Source organism: Hymenobacter sp. 5317J-9, assembly GCF_022921075.1.
In the GTDB taxonomy this organism is placed as follows: domain Bacteria; phylum Bacteroidota; class Bacteroidia; order Cytophagales; family Hymenobacteraceae; genus Hymenobacter.
This window is the reverse complement of record NZ_CP095050.1, coordinates 1749707-1768298: the sequence shown is the minus strand read 5'-3', so window position 1 is coordinate 1768298 and position 18592 is coordinate 1749707. Positions and strand designations below refer to the sequence as shown.

Annotated in this window: 15 protein-coding genes; 14 read left to right on the top strand and 1 reads right to left on the bottom strand. The window is 63.4% G+C overall.

What is annotated here, in order from left to right; genetic code table 11:
• The first annotated feature begins 3 nt into the window (after positions 1–3).
• Positions 4–1905: a hypothetical protein gene (locus MUN81_RS07355; RefSeq protein ID WP_245116400.1), complete on the top strand. Its 1902-nt coding sequence runs from the start codon at positions 4–6 to the stop codon at positions 1903–1905.
• Positions 1906–1971: 66 nt separating this feature from the next.
• Positions 1972–3039 (top strand): glycosyltransferase, encoded by a 1068-nt coding sequence (locus tag MUN81_RS07350; RefSeq protein WP_245116398.1) that lies wholly within the window; start codon positions 1972–1974, stop codon positions 3037–3039.
• Here MUN81_RS07350 and tsaD read toward each other — a convergent pair.
• Complete coding sequence (gene tsaD, locus MUN81_RS07345) at positions 3036–4049, bottom strand: tRNA (adenosine(37)-N6)-threonylcarbamoyltransferase complex transferase subunit TsaD (RefSeq protein WP_245116396.1); 1014 nt, start codon at positions 4047–4049, stop codon at positions 3036–3038. The two genes, MUN81_RS07350 and tsaD, sit on opposite strands and share 4 nt — an antisense overlap.
• A 339-nt stretch (positions 4050–4388) precedes the next feature.
• On the opposite strand from tsaD, the gene MUN81_RS07340 reads away from it, so the two are divergent.
• The 12 genes from MUN81_RS07340 to MUN81_RS07285 all read left to right on the top strand — a co-directional run bounded on the left by MUN81_RS07340 (position 4389) and on the right by MUN81_RS07285 (position 18569).
• A complete protein-coding gene (locus MUN81_RS07340; RefSeq protein WP_245116395.1) occupies positions 4389–8990 on the top strand; it encodes a translocation/assembly module TamB domain-containing protein in 4602 nt (1533 codons plus the stop codon).
• A gap of 85 nt (positions 8991–9075) precedes the next feature.
• Complete coding sequence (locus MUN81_RS07335; protein WP_245116393.1) at positions 9076–9960, top strand: permease-like cell division protein FtsX; 885 nt, start codon at positions 9076–9078, stop codon at positions 9958–9960.
• 96 nt (positions 9961–10056) lie between these two features.
• A complete protein-coding gene (locus MUN81_RS07330) occupies positions 10057–10401 on the top strand; it encodes a DUF3098 domain-containing protein (protein WP_245116391.1) in 345 nt (114 codons plus the stop codon).
• A 57-nt stretch (positions 10402–10458) separates the two neighbouring features.
• On the top strand, positions 10459–11289 hold the full coding sequence (locus tag MUN81_RS07325) for an undecaprenyl-diphosphate phosphatase (RefSeq protein ID WP_245116389.1): 831 nt from the start codon (positions 10459–10461) through the stop codon (positions 11287–11289).
• Positions 11286–12128 carry a tRNA pseudouridine(55) synthase TruB gene (truB, locus tag MUN81_RS07320; RefSeq protein WP_245116387.1) on the top strand — a complete coding sequence of 281 codons (843 nt, stop codon included), beginning with the start codon at positions 11286–11288 and terminating at the stop codon, positions 12126–12128. The genes MUN81_RS07325 and truB overlap by 4 nt, the downstream gene beginning before the upstream one ends.
• Positions 12129–12318: 190 nt before the next feature.
• Complete coding sequence (locus tag MUN81_RS07315) at positions 12319–13266, top strand: bifunctional riboflavin kinase/FAD synthetase (RefSeq protein WP_245116385.1); 948 nt, start codon at positions 12319–12321, stop codon at positions 13264–13266.
• A 32-nt stretch (positions 13267–13298) separates the two neighbouring features.
• A complete protein-coding gene (locus MUN81_RS07310) occupies positions 13299–14546 on the top strand; it encodes a carboxypeptidase-like regulatory domain-containing protein (protein WP_245116383.1) in 1248 nt (415 codons plus the stop codon).
• Positions 14546–15784, top strand: coding sequence for a carboxypeptidase-like regulatory domain-containing protein (locus MUN81_RS07305; protein WP_245116381.1), 1239 nt, complete (start codon positions 14546–14548; stop codon positions 15782–15784). The genes MUN81_RS07310 and MUN81_RS07305 overlap by 1 nt, the downstream gene beginning before the upstream one ends.
• Complete coding sequence (locus MUN81_RS07300) at positions 15781–16482, top strand: CoA transferase subunit A (RefSeq protein ID WP_245116379.1); 702 nt, start codon at positions 15781–15783, stop codon at positions 16480–16482. The genes MUN81_RS07305 and MUN81_RS07300 overlap by 4 nt, the downstream gene beginning before the upstream one ends.
• A gap of 20 nt (positions 16483–16502) precedes the next feature.
• Positions 16503–16877 (top strand): hypothetical protein, encoded by a 375-nt coding sequence (locus MUN81_RS07295; RefSeq protein WP_245116377.1) that lies wholly within the window; start codon positions 16503–16505, stop codon positions 16875–16877.
• Positions 16870–17115: a hypothetical protein gene (locus tag MUN81_RS07290; RefSeq protein ID WP_245116375.1), complete on the top strand. Its 246-nt coding sequence runs from the start codon at positions 16870–16872 to the stop codon at positions 17113–17115. The genes MUN81_RS07295 and MUN81_RS07290 overlap by 8 nt, the downstream gene beginning before the upstream one ends.
• Before the next feature lie 20 nt (positions 17116–17135).
• On the top strand, positions 17136–18569 hold the full coding sequence (locus MUN81_RS07285) for a serine hydrolase domain-containing protein (RefSeq protein ID WP_245116373.1): 1434 nt from the start codon (positions 17136–17138) through the stop codon (positions 18567–18569).
• The last annotated feature ends 23 nt before the right edge of the window (positions 18570–18592 follow it).

Below are 18592 nucleotides of genomic sequence, written 5' to 3'. Positions count from 1 at the left end.
GTCATGGCCCAAAAACCTTCTACTGATAAAGCAGCTGCCGCCGATACGCCCAAGGATTCTGCCGCGCCCAAAAAACCACGTACGGCGGCGGACGAGCCCGGCCCGACCGGGCCCACGGGCCCAACCGGACCCACCGGCCCAACGGGCGCTACCGGCGCCACCGGCCCGACAGGCCCCACCGGCGGCACGGGCAGCACGGGCCCGACGGGTCCTACCGGGCCCACGGGCGAAACGGGCCCAACCGGCGTGCCGGGCCCGCTTTACAGCTACATGGTGCTGAACGGCATCACGGGCCCGACCGGACCAACCGGGGCCACGGGACCGACAGGCAGCACCGGCGCTACCGGGCCAACCGGACCCACGGGCGCCACCGGCGCCACGGGGCCTACCGGGGCCACGGGCGCTACCGGAGCAACCGGCCCCACGGGCATTGGCACCACCGGGCCAACCGGGGCCACGGGCCCGACCGGCCCCACCGGCCCGACGGGTGCTACCGGCGTGGGACTCACGGGTGCAACCGGCCCCACCGGCGCCACTGGCCCCACCGGAGCCACGGGGGCGACAGGGGCGACCGGACCCACCGGAGTCGGCACCACGGGCGCTACGGGCCCCACCGGACCCACCGGCGTGGGCTTGCCCGGGCAGACGGGGCCGACCGGGCCTACGGGCCCAACGGGCGCCACCGGTCCCACGGGCGCTACGGGCATCGGCACTACCGGGGCCACGGGCCCGACCGGCCCCACGGGTGCCACCGGCGTGGGCCTGCCGGGCGCCACGGGCCCCACGGGTGCCACCGGACCAACCGGGCCCGGCTTCCAGGCGGGCGTGGTGGTGCTGAAGCGCGATGCCACGCCGCCGGCCGGGTTCACCGGCCTGGGCTATGCCATACAGGCCAACACGAGCACGGGCTTCTGGGAAAAGCAAGTGCCGCAAATGCCGCTGCCCCGGGTCTGGTGCGAGTCGGTGGTGGTGGGCAACACCATTTATGTAATTGGCGGGCTGGACACGGCAGGCGATAAGCGCGGGGTGCAGGCCTACAACGTGGACACCAAAACCTGGGACGTGTGGCCCAACACCACGCTGGGCACGCTGCTTTCGCCCAGCGTGGCCGTGCGGAGCGACGGGCAAATCATTGTGTGCGGGGGCTCGATGGGCACTGCCGAAGTAAAGACGATGATGATACTCAACCCAGCCACCAAGTCCATCAGCCCGATAGGCACCATGCCGTTTACGTTGGCCGGCGCGGCGGCCGCGTTTGTGAGTGGTGTGTTCTACGTCATTGGGGGCGTGCTCGACAAAAACTTGAGCCGGTCCATCATCGGTTTTGATGGCACCAAATGGCAGACGTTTGCCACCATGCCCATGACGTTCAATCTGGCTTCGGCCGTGGTGATTGGCACCGACATCTACATTCTGGGCGGTTTCCGCGACCCGCTGGCCATGGCTTCGGCTTTCGTGTTCAGCACCGTCACCAAAACCGTGCGGCCGATTCCGAGCGGCAGCCACAACCTCATTTTCGGCGCGCACACCCTGTGCAAAGGCCGCATTTGTGCCATCGGGGGCATGGACCTCAACGACCGGTCCTACAACCCGCCGCCCTCCGGCCGGGCCCTCTCCTTCGAGCCCGAGCAAACGGCCTGGCGCTCGTTTAGCCCGCGCCTCAACTATCCGCGCATGGGCCACACCGCGGCCACCGTGAACAACGTGGTGTATGTACTCGGCGGCGCGTATTCGCTCTTTTCTCCCGCCATGGCCGCCCTGTGGTTTGCCGAAGCCATGCCCGGCATTGTGCTGCCCGATGCCGCCGAAGCCGAGCAAAACCAGGAACTGGGCGCCACCGTCTTCCCGCCCGTGGAGAACCAGGCGCTGATGGACGGCTACTTCAACTTGTTCCAGAAAATCTAGCCCATGGTCAGCAGCGTACCAAGCATTGGGGAGACGAACGGCACATATAAGTCGATTTGCCTCAACATGATAGTGAAAAACGAAAGCCAGGTCATCGCCCGGTGCCTGGCTTCCGTGAAGCACCTGGTTGATTATTGGGTCATCTGCGACACGGGCTCGACCGACGGCACGCCGGACCTCATCCGGCAGGAGCTGGCCGGCGTGCCGGGCGAGCTGCACCAGCACGAGTGGGTGAATTTTGGCCACAACCGCACCGAAGCCCTGCAGCTGGCCCTGGGCCACTGCGACTACGTGCTGCTGCTCGACGCCGACATGGTGCTGGTGCAGTTCGGTGATTTCAAGCACCGCCTCACGGCCGACTCTTACCTGCTGCGCCAGCAGGGCCCGCTGGAATACCAGGAGCAGAAGCTGCTGCGCAGCGGCCTGGCCTGGCGCTACGTGGGCGTCACGCACGAATACGTGTGGGCGCCCGACGCCGGCCCCCGGGTGCCGCTGCCCGAGCTGCAACTGCGCCATTTCGCCGACGGCGGCGCCCGGGCCGACAAGTTCACCCGCGACATTGCGCTGCTGGAACAGGGGCTGGCGCAGGAGCCCGACAACGCCCGCTACCTGTTTTACCTGGCCCAGAGCCACCGCGACATGGGCAACCTGCCCCAGGCCCTGCACTACTACCAGCGGCGGGCCGCCGCCGGCGGTTGGGACGAAGAAGTGTGGTACGCCCGCTACCAGGTGGCCAGCCTGCAGGAACGCCTAAGCGCCGACTGGCCGCTGGTGCTGGCCGCCAGCCTGCAGGCCTACCAGTTCCGGCCGTCGCGCCAGGAGCCGCTCTACCTGCTGGCCCGGCACTACCGCACCGCCTGCGAATACAGCGCGGCTTACCTGTTCACGCAGGCCGCCATGGCGCTGCCCTACCCCGACGACGTGCTGTTCATCGAAAAGCCGGTGTATGACTACCTGCTGCCCATGGAGCACGCCATCTGTGCCCATTACCTCGGCCATTTTGAGGAAGCCGTGCGCACCAACCACCAGATTCTGGCCCGGCCCGACTTGCCCGAGCACATCCGGCAGCAAGTACTGGCCAACAACGAATTCAGCCAGGCCAGCCTGGCCCCGCGCCTGTTGCATGCCGTTTAGCGAAGTTTCAGGCGCGGGTCGGGGCTGGTGAGCTGGGTGGCGAAGTCGCCGGCTTCGTACTGGAAATGCGCCGTCATGGCCACCATGGCGGCGTTGTCGGTGCAGAACTGAAACTCGGGGATGAACACCTGCCAGCCTTGCGCGGCCGCTTCGGCCTCCAGGGCGGTGCGCAGGCCCGAGTTGGCGGCCACGCCGCCGGCCAGGGCCACCTGCGTGAGGCCGGTATCGGCGGCGGCGCGGCGGAGCTGGCGGAGCAGCGTGGCCACGATGGTGTGCTGAATGCTGGCGCAGAGGTCGGCCAGGTTTTCCTGCACGAAATCGGGGTTGGCGGCGGTTTCCTTTTTCAGGAAATACAGTACCGACGTTTTCAGGCCGCTGAAGGAGAAATCGTAGCCCGGCATGGCGCCCACCGGAAAGGCAAACCGCTCGGGGTTGCCCTGGCGGGCCAGCTTGTCGAGGTGCGGGCCGCCGGGGTACGGCAGGCCGAGCAGCTTGGCAGTTTTGTCGAAGGCTTCGCCGGCGGCGTCGTCGATGGTCTGGCCGATGACGTCCATTTCCATGGCCGACTTCACCACCACCAGCTGCGTGTGCCCGCCGCTCACGGTGAGGCAGAGGAAGGGAAACGCGGGCTTGGGGTCGCGGATGAAGTGGGCCAGAATGTGGGCCCGCATGTGATTCACGGCCAGCAGCGGCTTGTCGAGCGCCAGCGCCAGCGTCTTGGCAAACATGCCGCCCACCAATAAGGAACCCAGCAGACCCGGGCCCTGCGTCACGGCCACGGCGTCGAGGTCGGCTTTGGTGAGGCCGGCTTGCTTGAGGGCCGCCGTGACGACGGGCAGCAGGTGCTGCTGGTGGGCGCGCGAGGCCAGCTCGGGCACCACGCCGCCGTACTGCTCGTGGACTTTCTGGGTGGCCACGACGTTGCTCAGCAGCTGGCCGCCGGCCAGCACGGCCGCGCCGGTGTCGTCGCAGGAAGACTCAATGGCGAGGATAATGGGATGCTCAGGCAAGGCAAGGGGTGTTTAGTAATGAATGGCTCCCGCGGACTACGGCCGGGGCTTTGGGCGTAAGCCCGGCGGCCACGCCCGGGTGATATAACAGCCGGCCGCCGTCGATGGATTCGCCGCCCAGGTCGATTTTTGGGCCGATTATAGCCGGGCAGCGGGATTGAAAGGGCAAAGTTCGCGTTACGGACTGGAATTGGCCCGAAAGAGGCGAACCGCGACCCGGCCGGGGCCGTTCCACTGGCCTGATAATTGGCTGAGGGCCTATCCGGTTGACTCAACTGGCTAAAAAACCGCAACTTTGCGGATTCACCCGCGTTTTCCGCATTCAACTGTTCTGCTCCGGTGCGTCGTTTCTTCGCCATTCTGCTAAAAATACTGCTGGGCCTGGGGCTGCTGGTGGTGTTGGCCGTGGTGGGGGTGCTGCTGGCGCTGCGGGTGCCCAGCGTGCAAACCCGGCTGGCCCACGAGGCCGCCGACGTGCTTACCCAGAAGCTGGGCCAAAAGGTGTCCATCGGCAAAGTGGACGTGCGGCCCTTCTCCCGCGTGTTGCTCGATGGCGTGCGGGTGCAGGACCGGCGCGGCGGCGAGCTGTTCAGCATCGGGCGGGCCGACGCCGACATTTCGCTGTTTTCAGTGTTCGACCCGCGGCACTTGCACATTGCCACGCTTACCCTGAACGAGCCGCGCTTTGAGCTGCGCAACCTGCCCGGCCAGCCCGATTCGACCACTCTGGACCAATTCATTACGTCGGTGAAGCGGCTGATTGGCCCCTCGACGGACACGACCAAATCGAAACCCTTCGATTTTAAAGTGGGCAGCGTGGCGCTGCGCAACGGTCATTTTGCCATTGAAAAAGGCGACGTGCCGCGGGCTAAAACCTACGGCAAGAGCATCGACTACGACCACCTGCTGGTGGACAGCATCTACGCCGACGTTTCCAACATCCGGCTGGGCGACACGCTGGGGCTGCGCATCAGCCACCTGCACGCCGTGGAAACGCCCTCGCAGTCGCAGCTGCGCGAAATCACGGCCGATATGACCTACGGGCCGCATTTCTGGGAGTTCAAGAACCTGAGCTTGCGCGTGGGCCGCAGCCAAATCAAAGATTATGTGCGGTTTGAGTTCCGGGTGTTCACCAACTTCACCGATTACAACGACTCGATGAAGACCATTGCGCGGCTGCGCAATTCGGTGGTGTACTCGGACGACATCGCCAAGTTTGCCCCGCAGCTTTCGGAGCTGCACGAGTCGGTGGCGCTGTCGGGCGACGCCTCGGGCTACGTGCGCGATTTCAAGGTGAATAACCTCGACGTGCGCTACGGGCAGGGCACGCACATTGTGGCCAAACGGGCCCACGCCGATGGCCTGCCCAACTACAAGGAAAGCTTCATCGACTTGCGCCTGCGGCCCTCGGTGGTGCTGGCCAGCGACCTGAAGCACTGGCTGCCTGCCGCCGCCAATAAGTATGTGCAGCCCCTGGGGCGGGTGAAGCTGCAGGGCCAAGTGCTGGGCTTCTACGACGACTTCGTGGCCAATGCGACGTTTGACACGGCCCTCGGTTTGGTAGCCACCGACGTCAACCTGAAAACCAAAACCGACCTCACGCATGCTGCATATTCAGGCACGGTGCGAAGCGAGGCCTTTCAGCTGGGCAAGTTTCTGGGTGACGAGTCAGTCATTCGGGACGTGACGCTGAACGGGCGCGTGGCCGGCGTTGGTTTCCTGCCCGCCTCGGCTCAGGGCCGGGCCACGCTGACGGTGCCCGCCATTTGGCTGAGCGGGCACCGCTACCGCAACGTGGCCTTTGACGGCGACTTCCGCCCCCAGCACTTCAACGGGCACGTGAGCGTGAACGACCCGGCCGTGCGCCTCGTGGCCGACGGCCTCATCGACCTGGAGCGTCGGCACGAAAACGTGTCCATCAAAACCAAAATCGACCACGCCGACCTGCGCGCCCTGGGACTGCTGAACCAACCGCTGGTGGTGTCGACCACGGCCGACGTGAAATTTAAGGGCGTGCAGCTCGACTCGCTAATCGGCTACGCCTACCTGCGCAAGTCGCGCTTCGCCATGGGCAAGCGGCAGCTGCGCCTCGACACGCTGGACGTGGTGAGCACCCGCAACCGCCTGAACCAGCGCCGCGTGACGCTGCGCTCCGAAGCCGTGGACGCCAGCGTGGCCGGCGCCTTCAACACGTCCGACGTGGTGCGCGACGTGCAAACGCTGCTGACCGAATACCGCCTCAACTTCGAGAGCAACGCCGCGGCCACGGCCGACTACTACCGCCGCAAGCGCCAGCGCCAGCAGCCGGTGTATCAGATTGATTTGAAGTTGAACCTGAAAAAGCCTACGCCCGTGCTGGCGCTGTTTGTGCCCGAGCTGCGGGTGGCCAACGGCAGCCGCATCGACGGCTCGTTCCGCAACGGCGAAACGTCGATTTTCCAGCTGGGCGGGCACCTGGACAGCCTGAGTTACGGTCCGGTACAAACCGTGAACGACGACTTCGACTTCCTGACCTCGAAGCTGCCCTACAAGGCCGACATTCTGGCCCAGGCCAGCGTGACCAGTGACCGGCAGGTGCTGCCGGGCCTGGGCAAGACCGAGAAGTTCATCGTGGAAGGCGTGTGGGACCAGCAGCGCATTAACTTTTCGACCTCGCTGGCCCAGACGGGCACAACCAACAAGGCCACCATCAACGGCTCGATGGGCTTTTTGCCGCGGGCGGTGGAGGTGATTTTCCGCCAGTCAGCCATTCACCTGCTCGATAAGGACTGGACAATTGCGGAAAGCAACTCGGTTACGATATCGGACTACGGCCGCGAGTACGACGTGAAGAACCTGACCTTCAGCAATGGCGAGCAGTTTGTGGGCGCACAGGGTTTCATTTCGCCCCAAGCCGACAAGCCGCCCCTGCAACTGCAGGTGAAGGACTTTGAGCTGGCCACCCTGAACACCCTCACCGGGCAGCGGCTGGGCGGCCGCGTGAACGCCCAGGGCACCGTGAGCGGCGTGTACGGCCCGCTCACCATCAGCAGCACGCTGGGCGTGGACTCGCTGACCTACGACGGCACGCTCATTGGGCAGGTGGCCGGCCGCAGCGACTGGGACAACACGGCCAGCAAGCTGCGCGTGAACCTGGACGTGGCCCGCGCCGGGCAGTCGGTGCTCACCGTGCTGGGCGACATCGCCCCGCGCGACGACAAAAACCAGTTCAACCTCACCGGCACGCTCAATGACGCGCCCATCGTGCTGGCGCAGCCCTTCCTCGGCTCCATCATGAAAAACCTGGGCGGCACGGGCCGCGGCGAGCTGCGCCTCACCGGCCTGTTTGACTCGCCCAACCTGCTGGGGGCCGTGGACGTGAGCAACGGCCGCTTCACCTTCGGCTACCTGGGCACCACCTACACCTTCGCCGACCGCATTTCCTTCACCACCACCAGCATCAGCTTCCGCAACATCAAGCTGCGCGACGCGCTGGGCAATACCGGCACCGTGGACGGCGTGGTGAGCCACCACGGCTTCAAGGACATGAGCCTCGACATTGCGGCCAACTTCCGCAAGATGCAGGTACTCAACACCACGCGCAAGGACAACGACCTGTACTTCGGCACGGCCTACGCCACCGGCACGGCCCGCGTAACCGGCCCCACCAACGACCTGAACGTGGTGGTACGCGCCACCAGCGAGGCCGGCACCCGCCTTTCGCTGCCCTTCGACAAAGCCGCCAGCGCCGAAAAGGCCAGCTACATCAAATTTGTGAACAACAACCCCGCCGGCGACACCGCGCAGCTGCGCAAGGCCAACCTGGTGGCGGCCCAGCAAGCCAAGGTCGACCTGTCGGGCATCACGCTGAACATGAACCTGACCGTGACGCCCGACGCCTACCTCGAGATTCTGCTCGACGAAAGCACCGGCGACGTCATTCGGGGCTCGGCGGCGGGGCAGTTGCGCATGGCCATCGACACGCGCGGCGAGTTCAACATGTTCGGACAGGTTGAAATCGTGCGCGGGGCGTACAATTTCACGCTGCAAGGCTTGGTAAACAAGGAGTTCGTGGTGCGGCCCGGCGGCATCATCTCCTGGAACGGCGACCCGCTGGCCGGCGAAATGAACATCACCGCCACCTACACGCAGCGCACCTCACTGGCCCCCGTGATTGGCAACGCCCAGCAGGGCGGCTCAGCCGTGGTGCCCGTGACGGCCGTGATGAACCTGAACGGCCCGCTGCTGCTGCCGGCCATCAAGCTCAACATGGAATTCAACGACGCGCCGGGCGCGCTGCAGGCCCTGCTCACCAACTTCGTGACTTTGCTGCGCAACGACGAGCAGGAGCTCAACCGCCAGGTATTCAGCTTGCTGGTGTTCAAGCAGCTGTCGCCGCTGGGGTCGTCGCTGGGCAGCACCATCTCGTTTCGCGGGCAGGACAACACCGTGTTCAACAGCCTGGGGCAGGTGCTGAGCACGCAGCTGGGCCTGCTCACTTCGCAGATTGACCAGAACTTGGAAATCGATTTCAACATCAACGGCATCACGGCCGAGCAGCTGCAGGCCCTGCAGGTGCGCCTGAGCTACTCTTTCCTTAACGGCCGCCTGCGCGTGACCCGGGAGGGCGGCTTCACCAGCAACGCCAACATCGTGGGCCTGCCCAACACCGGCAGCAACACCGCCGGCCAGGCCTCGCTGCTCGGCGACCTCAGCCTGGAATACTACCTGCGCCCCGACGGCAAGTTCCGCACCAAGCTGCGCTACGAAACCACCCCGCGCGACCTCGAAACCATCAACCAACCGCGGGCGGGCCTGTCGCTGCTGCACACCGAGCAGTTCAACACGTTCAGCGAACTGTTTACCCGAAAAAACCCGAAAAAGACCGAGCGACGCACCCAGCGTGCCCGCGAAGGCAAAGAAGTGCTGAACGTGGACGAAGACCCGCGCACCAACCTGTAGCCGACGCCGGTAAAAGCGCAATTTTCTTCTTCATCCCGCCCGGGCTTGCGTATGGCGGCTGGTGGCTTTCTACCTTTGTTTTTCCATGCCTCAAGTTCACAAGAAAAAATTAGGCTCCTACCCCACCCTGCTCGTGGTGTTCAGCATCACGCTGGCGCTGGTGGTGATTGGCCTGTTCGGCCTGCTGCTGGTGCACGCGCACAAGCTCTCGGAAGTGGTGCGCGAAAACCTGGAAGTGCAGGTGTACCTCGACCGCGACCTGCCTGAAACCGAGCTGCTGCGCCTGCAGCAGGACCTGGGCCAGCTGCCCCAGGTGGCCGAGCGCGACGGCAAGCCCCAAATTCGCTTCGTGAGCAAGGAAGAAGGCGCCCGCCAGCTGCTGCAAAGCACCGGCGAGGATTTCCGCCAGTTCCTCGGCGACAACCCGCTGCGCGACGCCTACGCTCTCAAAATCAAGCCCGAGTACACCGACACCATGCACCTGCGCCAGCTGGAGCGCAGCGTGGCCACCCAGCGCGGCGTGTTTGAGGTGCAGTACCCGCAGGACTTGTTTGCCAGCATCAACAACAACCTGACCCGCATCAGCCTGGTGCTGCTGGGCTTTGCGGCGGTGCTGGTGCTGGTGGTGGTTATTCTGATTAACAATACCATCAAGCTGGCGCTGTTTTCGCAACGGTTTCTCATCCGGTCCATGCAACTGGTGGGCGCCACACGCCTCTTTATCCAGCAGCCGTTCTTGCGGCGCGCTACCTGGCAGGGCCTGGCCAGCGGCGTGCTGGCTGCGCTCATTCTCATTGCGTTGCTGCAATACGCCTACCTGTCGGTGACTGAGCTGCGCTTGCTGCGCGACGACGTGAACCTGGGCCTGTTGCTGCTGGGCGTCATTGGCCTGGGCGTGGTCATCGGCTTTTTCAGCTCGGCCCGCGCCGTGCACAAATACCTCAGCATGTCGCTCGACGACCTGTATTAAAATCAGTTAACAGTTAGCAGTTAATAGTGAGCTAATGCCCTCTTCTTTTTCTGCTACTTACTGTTAACTGTCCACTGTTAACTGCTCACTGAAACGATGCAACCCACCAAACCCGCTCCGCACTTCGCCTTCGGGCCCCGCAACTACCGCCTGATGTGGATTGGCCTGGCCGTGCTGGCCGCCGGCTTCATCACCATGATGTTTGGCGACAAGGAAAACTACGGCGAGGACTTTGTCGGCATCACGCTGGGGCCGCTGCTGCTCGTGGCTGGCTTCGGTATCGAGTTTGCCGCCATTCTGGTGCGCGACAAAACGCTGGTGGTGGCCTCCACGCCGCCCGCTCCCACCTCGGTGCCCGCCTTTGCCCCGAAACCGGCACCACGCCTGCTGCCCCTGCGTCACCGGCTTACAAGCGCCTGTAATGCAATGATTAGTGGCTAATGGCGAGTGTTTTATGCGGCCATTAACCACTACTCATGAACCACTAAGTACCAACACATGACCTATTGGCACGCGCTACTCCTCGCCATTGTGGAGGGCCTGACTGAGTTTTTGCCCGTGTCCAGCACCGGGCACATGATTATTGCTTCGGCGCTGCTCGGCATTCCGGCCACGCCGTTTTTCAAGCTGTATCTGGTGGTCATTCAGCTGGGGGCTATTCTGTCGGTGTTTGTGGTGTATTGGAAGCGCTTTTTCCAAAGCATCGATTTCTATCTGAAGCTGTTGGTGGCGTTTCTGCCCATTGTGCTGGTGGGCCTGCTGTTCAAAAAACACATCGACGCGTTGCTGGAATCGGTAACGACGGTGGCCGTGATGCTTGTCATTGGCGGCGTGGTGCTGCTGTTCATCGACCGCTGGTTTCCGCAGGAAGACCCCAAGGAGGGCGGCCACCCCGTCACGAACCCCAGCTTCAAGGAAGCCCTGATGATTGGCTTGTTCCAATGCCTGGCGGTGGTGCCGGGCACCAGCCGCTCGGCGGCCACCATCATCGGCGGCCTCACCCAGAAGCTCACGCGCCGGGCGGCGGCCGAGTTTGCGTTTTTCCTGGCCATGCCCACCATGGCCGCGGCGGCCGTGAAGGACGTGTACGACTACTACAAGGAGGCCAAGGCGCAGGGCATCGACGTGGCGCACCTGTTTTCGGGCACCGAGCTGAAGATGCTGGCCCTGGGCAATGTGGTGGCGTTTGTGGTGGCGCTGCTGGCCATTCGGCTGTTTGTGGGCTTTGTGGCCCGCTACGGCTTCCGGGCCTTTGGCATCTACCGCATCATTGCGGGCGGCATCTTGTTGATTATGCTGGCCCTGAACCTTCCCCTGAACGTGCTATGAGTACCAAAAGCCTGGCCGATTTCGACTTTGAAACGGGCGAAGTCCTGCTTCTCGACAAGCCCCTGACGTGGACCTCGTTCGACGTGGTGCGCAAGGTGAAAAACACCCTGCGCATCAAGAAAATCGGCCACGCCGGCACCCTCGACCCTTTAGCCACTGGCCTGCTCATCCTCTGCACGGGCAAGAAAACCAAGGAAATCGACCTTATTCAGGCCCAGGAAAAGGAATACACCGGCACCTTCCGCCTGGGCGAGACCACGCCCAGCTTCGACCTGGAAACGGCCGTTGACATGGCCCGCCCCTACGCGCACCTCACCGAGGAGCAGATTCGGGAAGCCGTGACGCCTTTTCTCGGCTCTATCCAGCAAACTCCGCCGCTGTTTTCGGCCGTCAAAATTGACGGCAAGCGGGCCTACGAAATTGCCCGCCAGGGCTTGGAAGCCGAAATCAAGTCGAAAACTGTCGAAATCAAAGCCTTCGAGCTGACGCGCATAGCCTTGCCCGAGGTTGATTTCCGCATCGTGTGCTCCAAAGGCACCTACGTGCGCAGCCTGGCGCGCGACTTTGGCCTGGCGCTGGGCTGCGGCGCTCACCTTACGCGCTTGGTGCGCACCCGCATCGGCGGGTACCGGGTCGAGGACGCCTTCACGCTGGAAGCCATCCAGGCACTACGCCCGCCGCGGCCCGAGGAGGAAGGCCGCCCGCGCCGCGAACGGCCCGGCACGGCGCCCAACCGCGCTGGCTTACAATATTTTGCCGCCCTGCAGGCCGATGCGCTGGCGGCCAAGGAGCACCAACCCACGGCCGCCGCGGCAGCCCCCGACGAGCCGACCGAGTAGAGACGCAATATGTTGCGTCTCCTTGTCGAACGAGCGGAAACGCGCCGTTGGGGTTTCGTTCGGGCATTGTTCCCACGCTAGCCGTTCAACGACAAGACGCAAAATATTGCGTCTCTACGGCGTTCGCTTCAACGTCCGTTACCTTCGTGGCGCTGTTTCACTTCACTTATTCGCACTTCCGGCGCCTTCAATGCACGTCATCCGCGACCCGGCCCAGTTTCCGTTTCTTGGCAATGCCGTCGTCACCAGCGGCACCTTCGATGGCGTCCACGTGGGGCACCAGCGCATTTTGGGGCGGTTGCGCGAGGTGGCGCAGGCCAGCGGCGGGCCTTCGGTGGTGATTACCTACTGGCCGCACCCGCGGCTGGTGCTGGGCCCACCACCCTCCCACCCCGAGCTGCTGGAGTTGCAGCTGCTCAACACCCTGGAAGAACGCATTACCAAGCTGGCCGAATTCGGCGTCGACTACCTCCTCATCGTGCCCTTCACCCGGGAGTTTGCGCAGTGGACCTCGGAAGAGTACATCCAAAACCTGCTGCTAAACACGGTGGGCACCAAGCAATTGGTCATCGGCTACGACCACCGCTTCGGCAAAAACCGGGAAGGGGGCTTCGACTACCTCAGCCAGAACGCCGACCGCTACGGCCTGACCGTGGAGGAAATTCCGCGCGAAGATGTGGACGCCGTGGGCGTGAGCAGCACCCGCATCCGGCAGGCGCTGCGGCAGGGCGACGTGGCCACCGCCAACCGCTACCTCGGCTACCAGTACCCGCTCACGGGCGTGGTGGTGCACGGGCAGAAATTGGGCCGCACGATAGGATACCCCACTGCTAACCTGGCCATTACGGAGCCGCTGAAGCTGGTGCCGGCCCGCGGCATTTACGCCGTGTGGGCCGTCACGGCGGCGGGCACGCGGCACCAAGCCATGCTGGCCATTGGGGTGCGGCCCACAATTGGCAAGGATTTGGAACAGACCATTGAAGTAAACCTGCTCGACTTCAGCGGCAACTTATACGACCAGCTGCTGACGCTGGAGTTTGTGGCCTGGCTGCGCGGCGAAGAAAAATACGACGGCCTGGACGCGCTAACGGCGCAATTGGCGTTGGATGCGCAGGCCACGCGGGCGGCGCTGGCGTAGCTTTCTGCTTATTGTATTCCACCTTATTCATTATGAAATACTTCCGCTTATTTGCAATAGGCTGCTTTTTCCTGCTCTTTTCTCTTGCCGCGCAGGCGCAGGGCAAACTCACCGGCGTGGTGCGCGACTCCGCTACCAATGAGCCCCTCTCGTTTGCCAGTGTGTTTCTGGCTAATACCACGCTGGGCGTGACGACGACCGAACAGGGCACGTTCGTGTTTCCCAAAGTGCCGGCCGGCACCTACGACGTGGTGGGCTCCTACGTGGGCTACCGCCTGGCCAAACAGAACATCACCGTGGGCAAAGAGGCCCAGGAAGTGACGCTGAAGCTGGCCGCCACCGGCAACCAGCTGGGCGAAGTAGTGGTGAAGCCGGCGGCCAACAAGCCCGAGGAATACGCAAAATTCTCCAGGTTGTTTTTGGGCGGCAGCACGTTTTCGGCCCAGTGCCGCATCAGCAATCCCGACGACGTGCTGGTGCTCTACGACGACTCGACCAAGGAGTTGACGGCGCACGCCAAGGAGTTTGTGCAAATTGATAACGAGGCCCTGGGCTACCGCCTGAAATACTACGGCCTGCAGTTTTCTTCCAACGACAACGACCGGTCGGTGTTCTATTACGGCCAGCCGGTGTTTGAGGAGTTGAAGCCCAAAGACGAGCGCCAGCGCAAGCTTTGGGCGGCCAACCGCCTTACGGCCTACAAGGGCTCGTTTATGCACTTTCTGCGCAGCGTGTACAACGACCGGCTGAAGGCCGAAGGGTTTTACACCCAGCAAATCCGGGTGTTTGATAACCCGCGCTACGTGCGGGCTGAGGAGCAGCGCACGGCCCTAATGGCTGCGAAACCCAATGGCCCATACACTGCCGCTGAACAGGATTCGCTGGACCAGTGGGACACGCTGGCGCCGGTGCTGGCCACGCTCAACCAGCAGCCGCTGCCCATCGACAGCATTCGGCGGGTGTCGCCGGGCGGTAAGCGCACGTTTCTGCGCTTCAACGGCGAGCTGCAGGTGGCTTATTTTGGCGAGGCGCCCGACCCGCAGTACAAGCGGCCGATGTCGCCGCTGGGCTACCCAAAACCGGCTTTCCCCGCCGGCCCGCGCGAAGTGTCGCGCCTCAAGCTGCAGGGCCGCGAGGCTCAGTTCCAGGCCAACGGCACGCTGCTAAACCCATTGGACGTGTTCAACGGCGAGTACTGGGGTTTCGAGAAAATCGGGGAATTTCTGCCGGTCGACTACGTGCCCGGCAGCCTGCCGCCACCCGCTACGGTTCGTCAGTAATGCGCAGAGTACTGTTGCTGGCGGTGTTTGGCCTGGCTTGGTGGCCGGGTGTTGCGCGGGCGCAAAGCAGCCTGAGCGGCGTGGTGCAGGACTCGGTGACGCACGCGCCGCTGGCCTTTGCCAGCGTGTTTTTGGCCAATACTACACTGGGGGTGACTACCACGGAGCAGGGCACGTTTGTGTTCCCTAAAGTGCCGGCCGGCACCTACGACGTGGTGGGCTCCTACGTGGGCTACCGCCTGGCCAAACAGACCGTTACCGTAGGCACCTCGCCTCAGCAGCTCACGCTGCGTTTGGGAACAGCAACCAGCCGGCTGGGAGAAGTGGTGGTGCGGCCCAACCCCAACCGGGCCAGCGACTATCAGAAGTTTGTGGAGTTGTTTCTGGGGCGTAGCACTTTTTCGCAGCGGTGCCGCATTCGCAATCCCGATGAAGTAGTGGTCGATTTCGACGCAGAAACCAGCGAGTTGACGGCTTCGTCTTACAAATTTGTACAGGTTGATAATCAGGCGCTGGGCTACCGCATTAAGTACTACGGGCTGCACTTTGTGTGCAACTTTCGGCAGCACGTTGTCAGCTTCTACGGGCAGCCGGTGTTTGAGGAAATGACCGGCAGCGCCGGGCAGCAGCGCCGCTGGGCCGCGAACCGCATGAAGGCCTACAACGGCTCGCTCGCGCATTTTCTGCGAAGCGTGCACGACGGCGACATTGCTGCCGCGGGCTTTGTGGCGCAGCGGCTCCGCATCATTCCCAACAAGCGTTTCCTAAGGGCCGACAGCCTGCGCCGCCAGCTTCTGCGGGAGCGCCGAAACATGGCCTTGTCGCGCGCCGAGCAAGATTCTATTTCGTACTGGGCCAAGGTGCCGCAGGCGTTTTCGATGCTCTACGCCAAGCCTCGGCCGCTCGACAGCCTGCGCCGCGTGACACCTGACGGCCAGCACGTTTTCCTGCGCTTCATCGACAATTTGCAGGTGAGCTACGTGCGCGAAGGGCCCGACCCGCTCTATCAGTTGCGCACCACGCTGCCCACCAACGCCCCGCTCCCGCCGAGCGACCGCCAGGTGTCGCAGTTGGTGCTGATGGTGCCTGAAATTGAGATTCAGCCCAACGGCCAATTGGCCAATCCGCTGGCCGTATACACCGACGAATACTGGGGGTTCGAAAAAATGGGTGAATTTTTACCCGTCAATTACCTGCCGCCGGCTTCGGCAGCCTCGCCTTCCTCACCCACCCGATGATAAACAAAACCGTTTCCAGCGCCCGTGAAGCCCTGCAGGGCCTCACCGATGGCATGACCTTGATGCTTGGCGGCTTCGGCCTCTGCGGCATTCCCGAAAACTCGATTCAGGAAATCCTGCGCCTTGGCGTGAAGGAGCTAACCTGCATTTCCAACAACGCCGGCGTCGACGATTTTGGCATCGGCCTGCTGCTGCAAACCAAGCAGGTGCGCAAGATGATTTCGAGCTACGTGGGCGAAAACGCCGAGTTTGAGCGCCAGCTGCTGAGCGGCGAGCTGGAAGTGGAATTGATTCCGCAGGGCACGCTGGCCGAGCGCTGCCGGGCCGGCGGGGCGGGCATCCCGGCCTTCTACACGCCGGCCGGCTACGGCACCGAGGTGGGCGAAGGCAAGGAAAGCCGCGAGTTCAACGGCAAAATGTACCTCCTGGAAACCGCGCTGCACGCCGATTTTGCCTTCGTGAAAGCCTGGAAGGGCGACACGGTCGGCAACCTCATCTACAAAGGCACGGCCCGCAACTTCAACCCCATGATGGCCACGGCCGGCAAAATCACGGTGGCCGAGGTGGAGGAGCTGGTGCCCGCCGGCGAACTCGACCCCAACCAGATTCATACGCCGGGCATTTTTGTGCAGCGCATCTACCAGGGCGAGCGGTACGAGAAGCGCATCGAGCAGCGCACGGTGCGGGCGGCGGTGTAGCACAAGCCAGAGCCTGAGCCATGCGTGTTGCGCTGGGTATCCGTCTGCTACTGGTGCTGCTGCTGTTGGCGTTGCTGCCGGTGGCTTTCGGGGTGTACGTCAACGAAACCAGCCCGGCGCCTACCACGGCCCGACTGGCCGGCCGCTGCACGCGCTATTGCGAAGCCCACGCCTGCCCGCACGCCACGCGGGCCAACAGCCCGGCCTATTTCCGGCTGCGGCCGCTATACGACGCCACCGTGCGGGGGCTGATGGGCGGCGGCCGGCAGTGGTACGCCGCCGTTAACATCGGTTTTTACCTGGTGCTGCTTCCCTTGTTGCTGCTATGGCTCAGCTACGGCGTGTTGCGCAACGCGGTACTGATTCGGCAGCTTAAAGCCCGACGCCATGCATAACTTGTTTGAGAATGGCAGCCGTTTGGTGCATTTCGCCTTTTGGTATTGCACCGATTTCATGGTGAATCTGGCCAACCGCACGCATACCTCCTATCCCGAAGCCAACACCAGGGTACTATTGCTGCTCATTCCCGGGCTGCTGACGCTGCTTGTGGGCGTGCGGGTGGTGCAGTGGTTTCAGCTACGGCGGCTCAGGTACGGTCAGCTGGCATCCCGCTTCCCATCCAAGCCCTCGTAACGAATAATCTACTTACTGACATGACCTTACGCAAAAAATCCCTCGCGCTGCTGTTGCTGCTGAGCAGCTACGGGGCCGGAGCCCAGGTAGCGGCGCCGGCCAGTAAAACCCCGGCCCGGCGGGCGGCGGCGCGGCCGCAAGCCTCCCCCGCCCCGGCGGTAGCCCCGCCCATCGTGGACCCGGCCGAGGCCCAGCGCATCGATGAGTTGCTGACCCAGTACACGGCCGACGTGGGCTCGCGCGGCGCGTACGGCCCCCTGTCGAAGGTAACGACCGAAGGCCCCGTCCGCCGCTACGACAAGCGCGTGCCCGGCGCCATTGCCCTGGTGATGCGCGACGGCAAGGTATTGTATCGGAAGACCTTCGGCTACGACGATTTCGTGCAGCAAACGCCGCTGCGAACCAATGCCATTTTCCGGATTGCGTCGCAGACGAAGGCCATCACCAGCATTGGGCTGATGCTGCTCTACGACGAGGGCAAGTTCCAGCTCGACGACCCGATTTCGAAGTACCTGCCGGCGTTCAAAAACCCCAAAGTGCTGGCCACCTTCAACGAGAAGGATACCACCTACACCACCGTGCCGGCCAAAAGCGAAATCACCATCCGGCAGCTGTTCACCCACACGTCGGGCATTGGCTACCCCATTATCGGCAGCAAGGAAGCGCGGGCCATTTACGCCAAAGCGCACATTCCGAGCGGCATTGGTACGCCGGCGGGCTCGTTGGCGAAGGCGATGGATGCGCTGGGCCCGCTGCCGCTCCTGCACCAGCCGGGCGAGCGGTTCACCTACGGGCTGAGCGTGGACGTGCTGGGCCGGCTGATTGAGGTGCTTTCGGGCCAGCCGCTGGACAAGTACCTGCGCACGCGCCTGTTCGAGCCGCTGGGCATGAAGGACACCTGGTTTTACTTGCCCGCCGACAAAAAGGACCGGCTGGTGGAGCTGTACACCGAAAACGCCGCCCACCAAACTACCTGGATGGAGCCGCACGACGGCATGTTCCCGAACTATCCGAAGGCGTCGGGCGGCACTTATTTTTCGGGTGGTGCAGGTTTGTCGTCCACCATCGACGACTACGCCCGTTTCCTGCAAATGCTGCTGGACAACGGCCGCTACAACGGCCGCCAGCTGCTGAAACCCACCACTGTGGCCCTGATAACGCAGAACCAGATAGGCAACTTGAGTCAGGGCGGCAACAAGTTTGGCCTGGGCTTCAGCATCGTCACGGCCGAGAGCGCCGCCAAGCAGCCGGGTGGGCTGTCGGAGGGCTCGTATGAGTGGGGCGGCATTTTCGGCACCACGTATTGGGTCGACCCCAAGGCCAAGCTGGTGGCCCTCATCTACACCCAGAAATACCCCAGCGGCACAGCTCGCGACCTGGCCGATAAGTTCAAGACGGCGGTTTATCAGTCGTTTGCGGCCGAACAATCGGAATCGCAACCAGCCAAACCCTAAATCTAACGGTCATGCTGAGCTTG